Here is a 17,780-nt window from a genome sequence, read left to right as displayed (position 1 = left end):
GCAAAAATACAAAAAACACGACAATGTCAGACGACGGAGGGTAAAAATCACGATTCCGCCGGCTCCACCCAGAGCAGAACTTACCGTTTCAAACCCGGCCCGACCCTGAGGCAATCAAATCCGGCAAACGGACAAAAGAACGGACTCCGACATAACCAATCCGACAAAATGTCAATATATTACAAATACCCCGCAATAAATGCAAAATTCGAGCAACTAGCATAATATATTGATTACAAGATATTTAAATAGCGAATGAATCAATATGCGCGATCAATCGGAAGAATATTTTTTTCACATACGAGCAATTTGGGGACAAATTTTTCTATATTGCGCCTGTGGATGAACAGAATTCTTTAAACTCACTACTATGCAAATCACCCCGAATACGGTTGGCCGACAATCTGGCTGCCGTGTTTTTTCAGTCCCTATTCTAAACAATTTCTTATGAGAAGAAACCTACTATTGATGTTTCTTGTCGTATTCGTAACGAGCAGTTGCGACGACAAGACGAAAGAGGAGGTTGCCGACCGCATCGTCCTCTCGCGCAGCAGCGTCGCATTCTCCGAGCAAGGTGGAACGACGACCGTGACGGTAGCCAGTCCATCCGATTGGGATGCCGCCTGCGCCGACGGTTGGGTCATGCTGCACCGCGAAAACGGAGCCCTGACCATCACCGCCGGAGATAACGACACGCAAAGCCCCCGTACTGCTACAGTCACCGTGGAATCGTCCTCGGACAAACATGAAATCGAGGTCCGTCAGGCCTACTCCCGCGAATCCGTCAACCTGACGCTGACGGGCATTCAAAAAATCGAGTTCGATTCCGAAGGCGAAAGCAACACCTTTACGGTCAACACTAACGGCGAATGGAGCGCGAAGAGCGAAGCCAAATGGCTGACCGTCTCCTGCGACCCGCAGCGGAATACGGTCACTGTTTCCGCCGCCAAAAACGACGAGGCCTCCCGTTCGGCAACGCTGGTTGTCACCTCGACCAGGGGGACCGCCTCTGAGAGCGTGGAAGTAGCTGTTTCACAGATATCCCGCGAAGAAAGCCCCTACTACAAATTACTCGGTTATTACGGACTGTTTGCCAAGAACTGGTATTACGGCGGCAGCCCGCTGGGCCTGAGCGGCACGGGTACGTTCTGCACCATCGAAGAGAAGGAATACCGCAAGAGCGTCTACATCAAGGACCTGTTCCTCGACGGTACGGTTGTCGAAGCCCTCTTCAACCGCGAAGACGGCACGCTGGACATCGAACTGGGCAAGTTGTGCCTCACCCAGGACCTTACCCCGTCGACAAAACGCTATATCTATCTCACCAAGCTCAACATGGGCACAGGATCATTCCGCGGCGGTGCACTTCACGCCACGCCGGGCAAAGGAGCCGATGACGACGGCCAGATCAAGGACGCCCTGCTGCTGAGCGGATTCGGCGAAGGTTACAATTCGCTGGGTCTGACAGTTTACCAGAATCAGCAGTACGCCTCGTTCAGCGACCGCTACTACGCCAACGGGGAGATGTACCTCGTCCGCTGGGAGCGTCCTTCCACGGAAACGGCCGTCAGCAATGCCAAGGTCACCCCGTCCCAGGAGGGTTTTTCCGCTTATAACTACTAAAATCCGAAGCTGACATGAAAAAATTCATTTACATAATGGCAGCGGCGATGCTGGCCCTGATGGGTTGCTCCGAGGAGACGATTACCTACACCAATCCCAAACCCGGCGACGAACCGTCCGGAGTCAAGGCCGAGCTGGGCATTTCGTCGAAGAACACCTGGTTCACGACCGAAGACAATAAAAATGCCGCCATCGGATTCAAGAGCGTAGGCGGCGAGGTGGTCGTAAATATCTCGACCAACGTCGACTGGGACTACAAAACCGTAAACGGCGACTGGCTCGCCATCGAAAAAGACGACAAAGCCGCACAACTCATCCTGAACTGCGAAAGCAACAAAGCGGAAGAGAAACAGCAGGCCACCGTCACTATCACGGCCGGCGACAAGACCGCAACGATCGCTGTTTCGCAGAATGCATACGGAACGCTTGAAATTTCCGCTTCGGAAAACAACTTCACCGTTCCGGCACGCGGTGAGCTCGCAGCCAAATTCACCGTCACGTCGAGCGACGAAGACTGGGTTATCGAGACCAAAGCCTGCCCCTGGATGCTCGTGGAGCGCGAAGGTAACGACGTAACGATCACCCTTGCGGAGAACGAAACCTTCATCGACCGCGAAACGACCTTTAGCCTGATCGCCGGCGAGGGGGGGGGAAATCCCGTCACTGAAACAATCAGCGTCGCGCAAGATCGCGCCGCATATGTAACACCATCTTTAAAGACCGTCCCGTTCTCCTCGACGCCCGTCAAATCCAAGGAGATCGCAATCGACTCCAACTTCGAATGGGACTTTTCCGTTTCCGATAACAGCAACTGGCTCTCGGTCGAAAAAACCGAGGAAGGACTGATCATTTCCACCGGAACCAACCCGGACGCCGGATCGCGCTCGGCAACGATCACCCTCAAAGCCGGCGACGGCAAGGCTAACATGGCCGAGGTCGTGATCACCGTCTCGCAGTCAGGCTTCGACTTCGACGCCTTCATCATCGGCCTCGAAGTCTCGTCGAAAGACCTCCGCGCCTGCCTGCCCTTCGACAAAGCGATCAATGCCACGATCGACTGGGGCGACGGAACCGTCGAGGAAACGACAGAGGCGTATCCCAAGCACACCTACACCGATCCCGACTACTATGTCGTTTCGGTCAAGGGAACCGTGCCCTCGATCAACTGCACGGGAGCCAATCAGACCAGCTACAACCAGATTTACCAGTACAAGGAGGTCTTCAACTGGGGCCGCACCGGTTTGAAATCGGTTGCCAACGCCTTCAACGGCTGTTCCTATCTCGAACGCATCGTAACCGACCAGACCGAGGCTTTCACGGACATCACCGACTTCTCGAAAGCATTCTACGGCTGTACCGTACTGGAGGAGATTCCCGCAGGCCTGCTGGATAACGCCACCGGACTGACCAGCCTCGAATACACGTTCTACAACTGCAAGTCGGTGGAGAAACTCCCCAAAGACCTGCTGAAAAACAACACCAAGCTCAAAAGCGTCAACAACGCCTTTGCGAACACAGCGCTTTCGGAGGTAGAAGAAAACCTGCTGGCGTCATGCCCCGAACTGGAAGATTGCAGCTCGCTCTTCACCGCGACCCAACTGAAAACCGTCCCGGAGAAACTTTTCGCCAACAATCCCGAGATCAACACCTTCAACGCACTGTTCAGTTCCGCGACCGAATTCACGACGGTTCCGTCCAAACTCTTCGCCAACAATCCCAAAGTCACTTCGTTCCGTATGGCTTTTTACAGCACCAAACTGGAAGAAGTTCCCACCGGATTGTTCGAAGGCAAATCGGAGTGCACCTCCTTCGACCAGACCTTCTCCAAAACCAAAATCACGCGCATCGACAAGGATACGTTCAAAGGCTGTTCGAAGATCACTACCTTCAACAACTGTTTCGGCGGCTGCACCGAACTGACCTCCATTCCCGCCGAGTTGTTCACGGCATCCGGCGCATTCGAAACGCTGACCACAGACAAGGCCTTCCGCTATGTCTTCAACGGCTGTTCGGGCCTGCTGGAAGTACCTGCCGGCCTGTTCGACGGATTCTCCAAAGCCACCACCTTCGACAACGTTTTCGGTGGGTGCGAATCGCTGACGACCGTTCCCGAGAACCTCTTTGCCACGAACACCGCAGCGTCGAGTTTCTCCAGCGCATTCCAGAACTGCAAATCGCTCCGGAAAATTCCCAACGGCATGCTGAGCGGCCTGGAAAAGGTCAAGAATTTCTCCAGCCTGTTCAGCGGCTGTGAATCGCTCGAAGAGATCGGGTCCGGCATTATCGACGGATGTTCAAGCCTTACGGGCATCTCCTCGATGTTCAAGGGGTGCAAGAAACTCACGAAGATCGCACCCGACGCATTCCGCGGCGCCCCGGGCATCACGACCATCGCCGGACTGTTCGACAGCTGCGAATCGCTCGAAGAGGTTCCCGAAGACCTGTTCGCCTCGTTCCCGGCCCTTACGGCCGCATCGAGCGTATTCGCAAACTCGGGCATCAAACGCGTTTCAGCAACGCTTTTCAGCCGCAACCCCAACATCACGTCTTTCAGCAAAGTCTTCAACCTCTGTCCCCGGCTGACCGAGGTTCCCGACGGATTGTTCGCCGCGAATACGAAGGTTACGGACTTTACCTATGCTTTCGCCGGATGCGCCGAACTGGTTACGGTTGGCAAAGTCTTCGGCACGAGCACGGCGAGCGTCAAGTTCTCCTATGTGTTCAACGCCTGTCCCAAACTGGCCACTGTCCCCGAAGGCGTCTTCGACGGACAGACCGGCGCTACGATGTTCGACTATGCATTCACCGACTGCGAAGGACTCCAGACCATTCCGGCCGGTCTTTTCGCCAAGAACACCAAAGTCACGACCTACGGCTTCTGCTTCCAGAACTGCACGTCGCTGAAAAGCGTTCCCGCACAGTTGTTCAGCACGACGGGCGTAAACAACACGACGGCCAAGACCTTTACTTCGCTGTTCAACGGCTGTTCTTCGATCGAGACCATCGACCCGACTGCATTCGTAGGCGTACGGGCCACCTCGGCGACCTTCGCCAACCTTTTCCTGAACTGCACGTCGCTGAGAAGCGTTCCGGACGGGCTTTTCAAGGACAACGAAACGGTCAGCAATTACAGCAGTATTTTCAGCGGTTGCTCGAGCCTCGAAACCGTCGGCACCGAAGTTTTCAACAGCACGAAAAACACCTCGTTCACGAACACCTTCGCCAACTGCGTATCCCTGAAAACCATCGGAGAGAAGCCGTTCTTCGCTGTTTCGAAGGTAACTTCGATCTCCAGCATATTTAACGGCTGCTCGTCGCTGACGCGCATTCCGGACTCGGTATTCGAAGATTTCACCGGGCTGAAGATCGTCGGCAACGCCTTCAACAACTGCTCTTCGCTGACGGGCGAATCCCCGGTCGCAACGGGTAAGGACGGTGTGAAATACCATCTTTACGAGCGCACCGCCGAAACCGCCGATGCGTCGGGATTCGTAGCCATAACCAGTTCGAAGGGCTGCTTCGCAGGCTGCACCGGACTGAGCGACTACGAGCAGATTCCGTCCGTATGGAAATAACACTGTAAAATCGGGAAAACATGAAAAAATATATTTATAGCCTTATCGTGCTGTGCGGCTTGTCGACGGCCTGCACGGAAACGACCAAGATCGGTCCCGAGGAGTATACCGCCCCGGCGAAGATCGAGGTGTCGAGCACGAAAGTAATCTTCGACGCCGACGGCGGCTCCGTCGCGGTGATCGTCGCAACCAATACCGACGGCTGGGAATACCAGGCCGCCGGCAGTTGGTTCACCGTCACGCAGAAGGACGGCAATACACTGGAAATCACGGTTCCGGCCAACGGAACACCGGGTCTGCTGACAGGAAGTGTAACTGTCAGCGGAAAAAAGGGCGACCAAACCGTTACGGCACTCGTCAACCTGACCCAGCGCGCCGAACGCAGCACCGACCTCAGCGCCGCAGGCACGGCCAACTGTTACATTGTCCACACCAACCAGGCCTATAAATTCCGGGCAACGGTAAAAGGCAACGGCAACACCGAAGGCGACGGCCGCAGCACCTACCTCCAGCTTCACGGCATCGGCATCACCGATATCGCCTACGCCGACCTGCTCTGGGAGACCCGCAACGACGGCGACCGGACAATGTCCCGCGAGATCATCGACGGCTCACCCGTTTACCGCGACGGTTATGTGGCCTTCTCTACGGGCCGCAGCCAGGGAAACGCCGTGATCGCCGTCCGCGACATCACCGGCAATGTGCTCTGGAGTTGGCATATCTGGGTTTGCAACGATGAAATTACGACGCATTACCACCTCAACACCCCGGACAACATCATCGCAGAAGTGATGGACCGTAACCTGGGAGCGATAAACAACAACCCGATGGATGTCGACAACCGCGGCATGTCCTACCAGTGGGGCCGCAAGGATCCGTTCCCACCCGCCCGTTCGCCCTATGTCGACGGTTCCAACGACGAACTCTCCAACAACGAGACGAACGCCGAAGTGGGCAACGGCTCGGGCACATGGCAGTTCCATGTCATAGCCCCGCCCCTGGTCAGCGTTCCCGGCAATATTCCGTATTCCATCCAGAACCCGATGGCATTCCTCGTACCTTATTACAACGACGTGTACGAATGGTACTGCATGAGCACGGACGGCACCGTCACCGACTCGGGCCTCTGGTCTGACAAAAAGACGATCTTCGATCCCTGTCCCGCAGGCTACAAAATCCCGGGTAAGGACATGTGGGGCATCCCGGCCGGCAACCAGAAGATTACGACCGGAGGCAAGGCCGAAGAATATGATGAAAACGGCGAAAACCCGGCCTACGACTGGAACGTCTTCAAAGACGGCGGACGGCGGTGGAAATACACCGGCGACTACTATCCGGCGGCGGGGACCGTGGCCATCACCGAGAACACGCCGCACCACAACACCGGCACTTACGGTTTTTACTGGACGACGCAGAAATATGCGGACGGCGGACGGTGGTATCGAGTGGATTTCACCCCTTACTGGGCCGAATATTTCTCGGCATCCCCGGTTTTCTCGGCTCAAATTCGTTGCATAAAGGAGTAAACACCCATAAAACGAAGTCTCAATGAAACATATATTCAGAACGATCCTCGCAGTCGCTGTCCTCGCCGCGCTGGCCTCGTGCGCCAAGGACGAATCCGCGCAACGCGGCGGCGACACGACCGACGGACCGATCGTCGTCAACCAATCGTCAAGCGCCGTCAACGGCGAAATTATCCTCAAACTCAAGCCGGACGCATCGCCCGTCGTCGAAAAGACCCGTGCTACGGGAACTTCAGACCCGCGCAGCGGCATCGACGAACTGGACCGCATCCTGACCCAGGCCGGAACCGTGAAGTTCGAACGCTTGTTCCCGGCCTGCGGACGCTTCGAGGAGCGCACGCGCCGCGAAGGACTACACCTGTGGTACTACGCCAAATACGATGCTTCGGTCCCCACGCACGAAATGGCCAAAATGCTTTCGGCCTGCAAAGAGATCGAAATCATCGAATATTCGATCGAAGCCGTATCGTCGGACTACCAGCGCGTCGAAACCCCGGCAGCAGCCGAAACCCGCGCCGTTGCCAACGCCCTGCGCGAAGTTCCGTTCCCCTTCAACGAAGGAGACCGCGAACGGACCATGCAATGGCACTACAACAATACGGGAAATGTCTTTTCGAAACAGACCGTCATAGGCGCCGACGCCAACGTTTACGCAGCATGGCAACTGGCGACGGGCAATCCCGACGTGATCGTGGCCGTGGTGGACCAGGGCGTGAAATACGATCACGAAGACCTGGCTCCCAACATGTGGGTCAACCAAGCGGAACTGAACGGTGCAGAGGGAGCAGACGATGACGGCAACGGTTATGTCGACGACATCTACGGCTACAACTTCATCACCAACTCGGGCACGCTGACCTTTTCACAGGAGATGTCTCACGGCACGCACGTGGCAGGCACGGTAGCCGCCGTGAACAACAACGGCCGCGGCGTCTGCGGCATCGCAGGCGGCTCGGGCCAAAACGACGGCGTGAAAATCATGTCCTGCGAGATTCTCGCCAAATCGGAATCGGGGACCTCGGGCGCCGGCCTCGCCGGACAAATCCGGGCGATGAAATACGCCGCCGACAACGGGGCCGTCATCTGCCAGAACAGTTGGGGTTATCCGGCCGGAACCTTTTCGGATTCCGAATGGACCCGCGGAACCTACTCGGCCCTGAGCCGGGCCATCCAATACTTCAACAAGTATGCGGGAATCGACGAAAACGGGGTTCAGACGGGCCCGATGGCCGGCGGTATCGTCATCTTCGCCGCAGGCAACGACGCCTCGAACGAAAACTGCTACCCTGCCGCAGACCCCAACGTAGTGAGTGTGGCTTCTACGGGTTGCATGGGACTCCCCTCGTCCTTCACCAACTACGGCAAATGGGTTTCCATGTCAGCCCCGGGCGGCGACCTGTCGCGTGACGGCTCCTACGGAGGCATTTACAGCACCAGTGTAGCTGCCGACGGCAACTCGGGCTACGAGTCGATGCAGGGCACTTCGATGGCCTGTCCGCATGTATCGGGAGCCTGCGCACTGGCTGTCAGCTACTACTACGGCACACAGAAACGCAAAGGACTCACCGCAGAGATGCTGCGCCAGGCTTTGCTAAGCAGCACGCAGTCGACCGATTCTTTCTGCGCAGGCGATTATGCGGGCTACAAAGGCATGATCGGCGTAGGCGCCCTGGACACTTACAAACTGCTGCTGACCATTGCGAAAATCGACGGAATCCCGGCCCAGACGATTGCAGCCGGGGAAAGCGCGACGCTCGATTTGGGCAGCTATTTCCTCGCAACGAACGTACTGACCTATACGATCGCCGATTCTTCGATCGTCGAAGTTTCCCTCTCGGGCGGAACGATGCGGATCAAGGGCCTGCGCAAGGGAGAGACCACGGTCATCGTCTCGGACGGCGGCGCCATCCGCAAACCGATCGGAGTCACGGTCCGCTGACCCATTTATGAACGATAAAGAAACAACGATTATGAAAAATTTCTTCAGATATGCGGCCGTCGCACTGGTGGGTCTTTTCGCATTGGGCTCCTGCTCGTCGGACGACACGGACGAACAATCCGGCCGGGCGGCGCTCGCCCAGCCGGAAGTCACGGTACGCGACCTGACGACCACGGGCTTCACCCTTCGCTGGAACGCCGTCGAGGACGCCGGGAATTACACCTACACACTCAACGACGGAACTCCGGCGACGACATCGGCTTGCGAGATCGTTTTCGAGGAACTCGAACGGCAAACCGAATACGTCGTGGCGGTCAAGAGCTGCCCCAAATCCGGGTCCGGATACGCGGAGTCGGCTTATACCTACATCCACGTGGTTACGGACGACATGGAGCAACTGCCCAAGCCTAAAATCCTGCTCGGCTGCGCCTACTCTTCGCGTACGGTCATCAGTTGGTCGGCCGTTCCCGAATCGGACGGTTACGAATACACCATCGGCGACCAAACCGTCACAACCGACAAACGGCAGATTTCGCTCTCGGCGCTGGGCAAATCCAAGGAATATACCTTTACCGTGCGTGCGCTCTCAAACGATCCGACGCGTTTCAGCGATTCGCAGGCTTCGGAACTGAAGTTTACCACCTCGGACGACGATGTTCCGACATTGCTCGTCGCGCCCGTCGAGGTTATCTCCGACGCCGTGGCTTTCGATGTTTACGCCACCAGCGACGTAACCTACTATTACGACGTGATAAGTGCAGCCCTTTTTGCCAAATATACCCCCGAGCAGATCGTGAGCGCCTACCAGCAGTACGCTCTCGAATATGCGCAGAAACAAGGCATCAGCATCCAACTGGCCATGGCCTCGCTGCTCAAGTCGGGAACCCAGACCATCACGATCATGGGCCTGACACCCGAACTGAGTTACGTCGCATTCGCCTTCGGCATGGACTACAAGGGTAACATTACCTCGGATTTGAGCTATGCCCCGTTCAAGACCACGTCGGACGGTTATTCTTCGGGCCCGAATTACGGAGGAAGCTCGTGGTTTACGCAAAGTTTCTACATCACCAACGCTTATGCCGCATTAATGGGTTACGGCTGGACAAACTCCGTGTGGAGCCTTTGGAAAGGCCAGGATGTGGCGAAACTTCGCTACCGCACGCTGACCACCAAGGTCTTCAGCCAGGTATTCACGGACCCCAACGACAAACAGGCCATCATCGCCTTCCTCAAGGATGACAACTACGGCTATCAACTCGAAGACGCAGCCCTGGCGCTGGTGAACAGCGGCACGGGCAACAACATGGTCACCCCGGCCAACATGGGCGTTTCGTACACCCAGTCGACACTGGCTATTTCGTCGGGCGGCGAAGAGACGCTCTGCGTCAATTCGGTGACCACGAAGACCAGTACCACGGCGGCATCGTGGTTCCTGCTCAAGGCCCAGAAGGACGAAAGTTTCGGCCCGACCTACAACACCTTCGCCGCCCTTATGCAGGGCGTGGATGTCGTATCCGCACGTTATGCCTTCTTCCCGGCAACAGCACTGAGCGGCATCGCCGAGTCGAAATATCCCGCCGTCATCGAAGAGTACGGCGTCGACCTCGACAGCGGCTACATCCCGTACATCAACAACAACGGATTCGCGCTGGTATTCGGCGAAGAGGCCGGGATAAAACCCCAGACCGAATACGTCGTCATGATGACAGTCACCAACTCGGCAGGCGACAAGCTGACCCGGTCTTCGTCGGTAACCACAGATGCAGCGCCCGTACCTCCAGCAGTAACGGCCCGATCCCTCAGCATGCGCAGCGCGATGCTCGGACAGTCGCCCGCCGGTCGTGCCATCGACCGTCCCGAACGCTTCATCTTCCCGATGGAAGCCGAGCAACTGCCCGCCGGAGCGCGCCCCGACAGCGACCTGTGGACGCTCATTCACAACATGCAAATTTTAAAATAAGAGAAACCTATGAATAAGATAGTTGCAATTCTCTGGTGCGCGTTGGCATTGGTGTGGATGATGCCGTCAGCGGCTCAGACCGCTACCGTCAGCGGCAAAGTCACCGGAGCCAACGGCGAAGCCATCATCGGCGCCAATGTCCTGGTCGACGGCACTACGCAGGGCACCACGACCAACGTCGACGGAGAGTATACGCTCCCAAAGGTTCCGGCCAAAGCCACGCTCGTCATCACCTACCTGGGTTACAAGACGGTGAAAGTTCCCGTCGGCGCCAAAACCCGGATCGATGTTACGCTCCAGGAAGACACAGCCGAGATCGAAGGTGTGATGGTCGTTGCCTACGGTACGGCCAAGAAAGAGTCGTTCACCGGTTCTGCCGCCGTCGTAAAGGGCGGTGAACTGCAGAAACGCGTCGTGGGTAACGTCACCAAATCGTTCGAAGGAACCGTAGCCGGCGTGCAGGTCGCATCCGGCGGCGGACAGCCCGGCGATGCCGCTTCGGTCATCATTCGCGGCATCGGCTCGGTGAATGCTTCGGCAACCCCGCTCTATGTGGTCGACGGCATTCCCTACGACGGTTCGCTGAGCGCCATCAACCCGGCAGACATCGAGACGATGACCGTCCTGAAGGACGCTTCGGCAGGCGCCCTCTACGGAGCCCGCGGCGCTAACGGCGTCATCATCATCACCACCAAGAAAGGCTCGAAGGACAAAATCCGCATTTCCTACAAAGGCAACGTCGGTATCGCCTCGCGGGCGCTGCCGCGCTACGACCTGGTCGACATGAAAGACTATGTCGAAATGAGCTACGAAGCGCTGCGCAACAGCGCCCAGTACGGCACGGGTATGGACTTCGAGGGTGCAAGCCGCTATGCGGCCGCGAATCTGGGCCAGCAGATCGGAGGTCTGAAGAATCCCGAATACTACAACCCCTACAAAAACTACAAGTGGGAGACGCTGATCGACCAGTCAACAGGAAAAATCCACTCGGACGCCAAAGCCGCGTGGGACGAGAACTGGATGGACGAGATCAGCGACAACTCGGCCGTACGCACCGAACACATCGTCTCGGTCAACGGCGGTTCGGAACGTTCGAACTACCTGGTCTCGCTGGGCTACTATATGGAGGACGGTATCCTGCAAAATACAGACTTCACCCGTTACACGGGACGCGTAAGCGCCGACACACAGGCCAAAGACTGGTTCAAGATCGGCATGAACGCCAACTTTGCACACAGCGAATCGGATTACCAAAACTTCGAGGACACCGCGACCTCAAACGTATGGTATACGGCGCAGTTCATGGCTCCGGTCTACCCCATCTACCTGAAAGGCATGGATGGCAACAACATCCTCGACGCCAACGGCAACCGGCAGTACGAATACGGTTCGGAGGACGACAACGGCTACGCCAACCGTCCTTCGGCGCAGGGTTTCAACTCCAAGGCAGAGTTGTTCAACAACAAAGCCTACTACAACCGCAACTCGCTTTCGGCCCGCACATACGTCACCTTGGGAACCATCAAGGAAGACGCCAAACTCTACGGACTGAAACTCTCGGTAAACTTCGGTACAGACTTCACCGACTATCAGCGCACGCTGGTCAACGACAAGAACCACGGTAACGCGGCCCTGCAGGGCGGACGCCTCAGCAAGACCAACACCCGAACGATGAGCTACACGTTCAACCAACTGCTGACCTACGACCGCACGTTCGGCGACCACTCCGTCAGCCTGCTCGCCGGACACGAGTATTACCGTTACAAGTACAACTACGCCATCGGCGAGAAAACCGGTATCATGGAGGGAATCGACGAACTCGGTCCCGCCGTCACGACGACCAACAATGACAGTTATTCGCACAATTACGCCGTGGAGTCCTATCTCTCGCGCGTCAACTACGGCTACAAGAACCGCTACTACATCGACGCCAGCTGGCGAACGGACGGTTCCTCGCGCTTCTACCGGGGCAAGGACAAAAACAAACAATGGGGCAACTTCTGGTCGGTAGGCGCTTCGTGGCGCATCACCGAAGAAGAGTTCTTGCAAAACACCCGTTCATGGCTGGACAACCTGACGCTGAAGGTCGCCTATGGCGTACAGGGCAACGACAACCTGGGAACCTACTACGCCTGGCAGGGACTCTACGACTTCACGTGGGCCAACGCTTCCGAAGCGGGCGCTTTCGCCAGCAAACTCAAAAACGAAAATGTGACGTGGGAGAAGAGCGGCAACTTCAACACGGGTATCGAGGCCTCACTTTTCAACGGACGGCTCAATGTGTCGGTCGAATACTACAACCGCAAGACTACCGACGTGCTGCTCGACAGCCCGCTGCCGATCTCGACCGGATTCACCGGGTTCAAGGATAACGTCGGTTCCCTGCGCAACCAGGGTCTCGAAGCCTCGCTGCGCGGAACGATTTTCAACAAAACGAATTTCCGCTGGGACGCCACGCTGATGGGAGCGCTCAACCGCAACAAGGTGCTCTCGCTCACAGGCGGCCAGGATGTCATTTCATCGGGCGCCCGCGTCATCGAAGTCGGCAAGCCGATCTACACCTTCTACCTGTCCAAAACAGCCGGTGTGGACCCCGCCACGGGTAAACAACTCTACTATGCCTACTGGACACAGGGAGTCAACGACGAAGGCGCGCTGACGAACATGCGCTGCGACGAGTACATCACCGACAACGTGGCGATGGCAACCCTGAGCAAGTACCATGCGGGAAGCCGCGAGCCGAAACTCTACGGCAGTATCGGGTCGACGTTCACGATCTACAAGAACATCGATTTTTCGTTCCTGACGACCTACTCGATCGGCGGATGGGTCTACGACAGCCTCTACAACGGCTCGATGTACGTGCAGTATGCAGGCAACAACTGGCACAAGAACGTCCAGCGCCGCTGGCAGAAGCCGGGCGACAAGACCGACATTCCGATGCTCGAAGTAGGCGGTTCGTATGCCACGGCCGACAACTCGCTCATCAATGCTTCGTATTTCGCCATCAAGAACATCACTATCGGCTACACGCTGCCCAAACGCTGGCTCAAGAAGATCGACATCGAATCGCTGCGCATCTACGCCACGCTGGACAACATCGCCATGTTCAACCACATGGACGGTATGGACCCGCAATATAACTTCACGGGCTCGGTGTCTTACAGCTACACCCCTTCGCGCGTGATTGCATTCGGTCTCGATTTGAACTTTTAACCAAGGGAGGAAACAAGTATGAAAAAAACAATATATCTCTTCATTGCATTGATCGGCCTGTCGGTCTCTTCGTGCAACGAATCGATGCTCGAATTCTCACCGACCGATTCGGGTTCGGGCGAGGAGTTGCTGAAAACGGCATCGACAGCCATCACCTCGGTCAACGGTGTCTACCGCTCGATGTGGACCGCCGGATGGTCCACGACGGCCAATACCCACCAATGCTTCGGCGTAGCGGCTTACGGACTGGCGCTCGACTGCATGGCCGACGACCTGATCATGCAGTCGCAGGGTAACGGCTGGTTCTGGGGCGACCAGACCTACAACGTAAAAAGCAACTATACTTCGTCGGCATTCCGTTCGTACGACGTGTGGTATGCCAACTACAAATGGATCGCCAATGTCAACTACATTATCGACGCAGAGACGACCATGGAGGGTTCCGAAGCCGACAAAGCCTATGTCATCGGGCAGGCTTACGCCATCCGCGCTTTCTGCTACCTGAATCTGGCGACCTGGTTTTCGCGCGCCCCCTACAACCCCATGACGGGGACTTCCCGCTGGACCGAGGCCTGCGTTCCGGTTTATACGACCGGAACCACGATCAAAACGGGCGGTAAACCCCGTGAATCGTTACGTACCGTATACAACCGCATCGACGAAGATATCGACCGCGCCATCGAACTGCTCGAAAAGGGCAAGGAGACCACCCTGGCCGAGAACAACAAATCGCACATCGGCCTCTATGCAGCCCTGGGCATCAAATCCCGGGCCTGCCTGGCGGAAGGTGATTGGGACGGAGCCTACAAGGCCGCAATGCGCGTCATCGACGAAGGCGGCTATACGGTAGGGACCAAGAGCGATCTGATGGGCGGCATGAACTCGCTCAACAAGGGAAATGTCATCTGGGGCGCAGGCATTCAGATTGCCGACCAATCGGGTGTTTATGCCGGATTTTTCACCCACATGGACAACCAGCAGGGAACTTATGCCAAGTCGGCGCCGAAACTGATCAACAAGCAGCTCTACAACCGCATCAATCCGACCGACATCCGCCGTGCCTGGTGGGATCCCGCGGACAAGGAGTCTCCTTATATCGGCAAAAAATTCTCGTTCAGCAACCTGGCGTCCTACCTGGGCGACTACATCTACATGCGTGTCGAGGAGATGTACTTCACGGCGGCCGAAGCGGCCCTGCGTTCCCAGACCATTGCCGACAATGTACAAACTGCGCGCAACCTGATGAATACGGTCATGGCCGAGCGCGATTCGAAGTACAACGCCAACAACCGCAGCGGCCTGAATTTGGGCGCTACGACCACGACCTGGACGGGGTCGCTGCTCGAAGACATCATCACCCAGCGCCGGATCGAACTGTGGGGCGAATACGGCCGTCTGTTCGACGTACGCCGTCTGGGACAGGGCATCGACCGCCGTTCGGACGACGGTTTTTCCGAAGAGTGCATCTCCGGCATGAACCGCCGCAACGTGGATATCACCAAGCCCGACACCTACGATTGGGTGCTGACCATTCCCAAAGCCGAGCTCGACGCCAACCCGAACATCAACGAAGAGGACCAGAATCCCTAACAAGCGATTGAAACGGTGAAAATCATGTACACTATGAAAAACATATCGAAATACCTGGGTGCGGGATTGCTGCTCCTCGCGACTGCATGCAGCCAGACGCAGGAGGGAACCTATTACACCCCGAACAAAGACGATGCAAAGGCGATTCATTTCATCCAGTCATCCATCGAGAAGGAGTTTGCACAGGATGTCCGGGACGGAGTGATCGACGTAGAGATCGCCCGTCCGGGCGACAAAGGCGCCTATACGGTCTACCTGACGACCAAAGGCGTCAACGACGACATTTTCACGATTCCGACCGAAGTGACGATTCCCGACGGCAAACACGCCGTCACAATCCAGGTCGGAGTGAACCTCTCGAAATTCGTCATGGGATCGAGCTACAAGACCACGCTCTACATCAGCGACCGCGAAGCGCTCCCGGGCAATAATTCCGCACAGGTAGCACAGTACAGCGACAAGGTAACCCTTTCGGCCTCCTTCGAGCTGGAATGGGAGACTTTTTACCGGACCACCGAGAGCGGGGAAACGATTCCGCAATTGGCCACTTACCACTACAACGGTTACTACACGGGCCGCGATTCGGGTCTGGAGGTCGAAAAGGCCGTAGGCGCCAACATCTACCGGCTGAAGGACTGGGCAAGCGGCGTAACGTTCAAGTTCATCGTCCATGACGACGATACCTGCACGGTTCCGGCGCAGTCGATCGGTTACTACAACTCGAACTACAACGAGTACGTCTACGTCGCCGACATGGCGGTGTACACCGGCAATGATGCGGCTTACAGCTCCTATCCCTGTACATTCGACAAGAATACGAACACCTATTCGTTTTACCTGATCTATTACGTTTCGTCGGGTTACTTCGCGCAGGGCAAAGAGACGCTGGTTTTCGACAGCGACCTCGATACGACCCCCGTGGTGAATATCGAGTTCAAGGGCGTCGAAACTACCAGCACCGGATTCAAGGCCCCGAAACTCTACTTCTCGCCCAACAGCTACACGAAATTCTACAAGGCGGCGGTGATAGCAGGCGACATCACGAACAACAGTACCCGCCAGGAGCAGGTGCGCCAGTTGCTTATCGACGACAAACTGGAGGCCGTAACCCCTGTCGTGAAACTCTACGACACGGATGAATCGGTGTGGAGCGTCCCTAAAGGCAACTACACTGCCGTAGCGCTGGCATACGACTCAGTCGAGAATCCCTGCAAACTCTACACGCAGCGCTTCACGTGCGACCTCACCGGCGAATACGACATCAAGGTCGACGAATTCGAGTGGTACTCTTCGGATAACAATCCCAACTATTCGCCCTACACGACGCTCTACTGGGATATGAAGGTTCGCAACATCGTGTCGATGAAGTACCTCTGCATGGCCACGCCGATCATGGAGTACCTGTGCGAATACTACGGCCAGACGCTCGAAGAGCTTACGATGGAGATGGGCCGCGAAATGCCCGAGGAAACCATCGAGCAGATGCTCTCGGACGAAGGCCGGAAAGGCGTCTTCAACACGCTCGACGAAGGCACCGACTACACGCTCGCCCTGGTGATGGCCAACTCGTTCGGCGATACGAAATTCGTCTCGAAAGCGGCCACGACCTTCGGCCACTTCTCCAAGGATTTCGACCAGACCAAAAACTTCGAGGATTTCATCGGGGCATTCAACGCGACGGCGACCGTTTCCGTTTCGGGAGGTTCCGGCAAAACCACAGCCAAATACCGTATCGACATCACCCGCGTCAACGACTCGGAGGTGATTATCAACGGCACGTCGGACATGCGCGACTTTACACCTGAACTGGGAGCCTATTACGACAAACAGAAACACATGCTGATCGTCGAGCCGCAGTCGGCCGGAACTTACAACGGGAACTATGCGATGTTCACCCTCACCGACGGCATGTCCTACTACTGGGGATCGGGCAGCCTGGCGATCGGATACATCGGCGACACGCTCTACTGGTCGGCAAGTCCCTATGCCGGAAGCAACGTCTACGGTTATCTGTTCGCACTGTTCAGTTCACCGGTAGCCACCAGTTCGAGCTATTTGCGCGAATATGTCGGTTCGAAAACTTACTCATTCGTCAGCATGACGCCGCTGAAGATGGCTCCTGCCGCTACTGTTTCGGCTAAAGTTGCCGCACCCGGGCAGGCCAATTTCGCCACCATCCAGGCCGGCGACAAAACGCTGCGTCTGGAACTGATGAGCAGCGACGTAATTACCCCGGCCGCAAAAGCTGTCCGGGAAACGACTCCGACAAGAACGCCTGCCGCCGAAGGCAAGCGGATGCGCACGGACCTCGTGCTCCGCACCCTCTGAGCGAGAAGTGCCGACAACCG

Annotated in this window: 8 protein-coding genes; all 8 read left to right on the top strand. The window is 56.6% G+C overall.

Features of this window, described 5'->3' with window-relative positions; genetic code table 11:
• The first annotated feature begins 447 nt into the window (after positions 1 to 447).
• The 8 genes from I2E69_RS11075 to I2E69_RS11040 are packed head-to-tail and all read left to right on the top strand — an operon-like array spanning position 448 to position 17,760.
• Complete coding sequence (locus I2E69_RS11075) at positions 448 to 1,623, top strand: BACON domain-containing protein (RefSeq protein WP_195461268.1); 1,176 nt, start codon at positions 448 to 450, stop codon at positions 1,621 to 1,623.
• A 14-nt stretch (positions 1,624 to 1,637) separates the two neighbouring features.
• Positions 1,638 to 5,198 (top strand): BACON domain-containing protein, encoded by a 3,561-nt coding sequence (locus I2E69_RS11070; protein ID WP_195461267.1) that lies wholly within the window; start codon positions 1,638 to 1,640, stop codon positions 5,196 to 5,198.
• A 20-nt stretch (positions 5,199 to 5,218) separates the two neighbouring features.
• Positions 5,219 to 6,724, top strand: coding sequence for a BACON domain-containing protein (locus I2E69_RS11065; protein WP_195461266.1), 1,506 nt, complete (start codon positions 5,219 to 5,221; stop codon positions 6,722 to 6,724).
• 22 nt (positions 6,725 to 6,746) lie between these two features.
• A complete protein-coding gene (locus I2E69_RS11060) occupies positions 6,747 to 8,663 on the top strand; it encodes a S8 family serine peptidase (RefSeq protein ID WP_195461265.1) in 1,917 nt (638 codons plus the stop codon).
• A gap of 31 nt (positions 8,664 to 8,694) precedes the next feature.
• Positions 8,695 to 10,626 carry a hypothetical protein gene (locus I2E69_RS11055; protein WP_195461264.1) on the top strand — a complete coding sequence of 644 codons (1,932 nt, stop codon included), beginning with the start codon at positions 8,695 to 8,697 and terminating at the stop codon, positions 10,624 to 10,626.
• Between the two features lie 9 nt (positions 10,627 to 10,635).
• Positions 10,636 to 13,842, top strand: coding sequence for a SusC/RagA family TonB-linked outer membrane protein (locus tag I2E69_RS11050; protein ID WP_195461263.1), 3,207 nt, complete (start codon positions 10,636 to 10,638; stop codon positions 13,840 to 13,842).
• A gap of 18 nt (positions 13,843 to 13,860) precedes the next feature.
• Positions 13,861 to 15,432 carry a RagB/SusD family nutrient uptake outer membrane protein gene (locus I2E69_RS11045; protein ID WP_195461262.1) on the top strand — a complete coding sequence of 524 codons (1,572 nt, stop codon included), beginning with the start codon at positions 13,861 to 13,863 and terminating at the stop codon, positions 15,430 to 15,432.
• 33 nt (positions 15,433 to 15,465) lie between these two features.
• Positions 15,466 to 17,760 carry a hypothetical protein gene (locus I2E69_RS11040; RefSeq protein ID WP_195461261.1) on the top strand — a complete coding sequence of 765 codons (2,295 nt, stop codon included), beginning with the start codon at positions 15,466 to 15,468 and terminating at the stop codon, positions 17,758 to 17,760.
• The last annotated feature ends 20 nt before the right edge of the window (positions 17,761 to 17,780 follow it).

The organism is Alistipes sp. D31t1_170403_E11 (genome assembly GCF_015553985.1).
In the GTDB taxonomy this organism is placed as follows: domain Bacteria; phylum Bacteroidota; class Bacteroidia; order Bacteroidales; family Rikenellaceae; genus Alistipes; species Alistipes montrealensis.
Note: the sequence above shows the minus strand (reverse complement) of the source record. Positions and strands in the feature narration are given on the sequence as shown.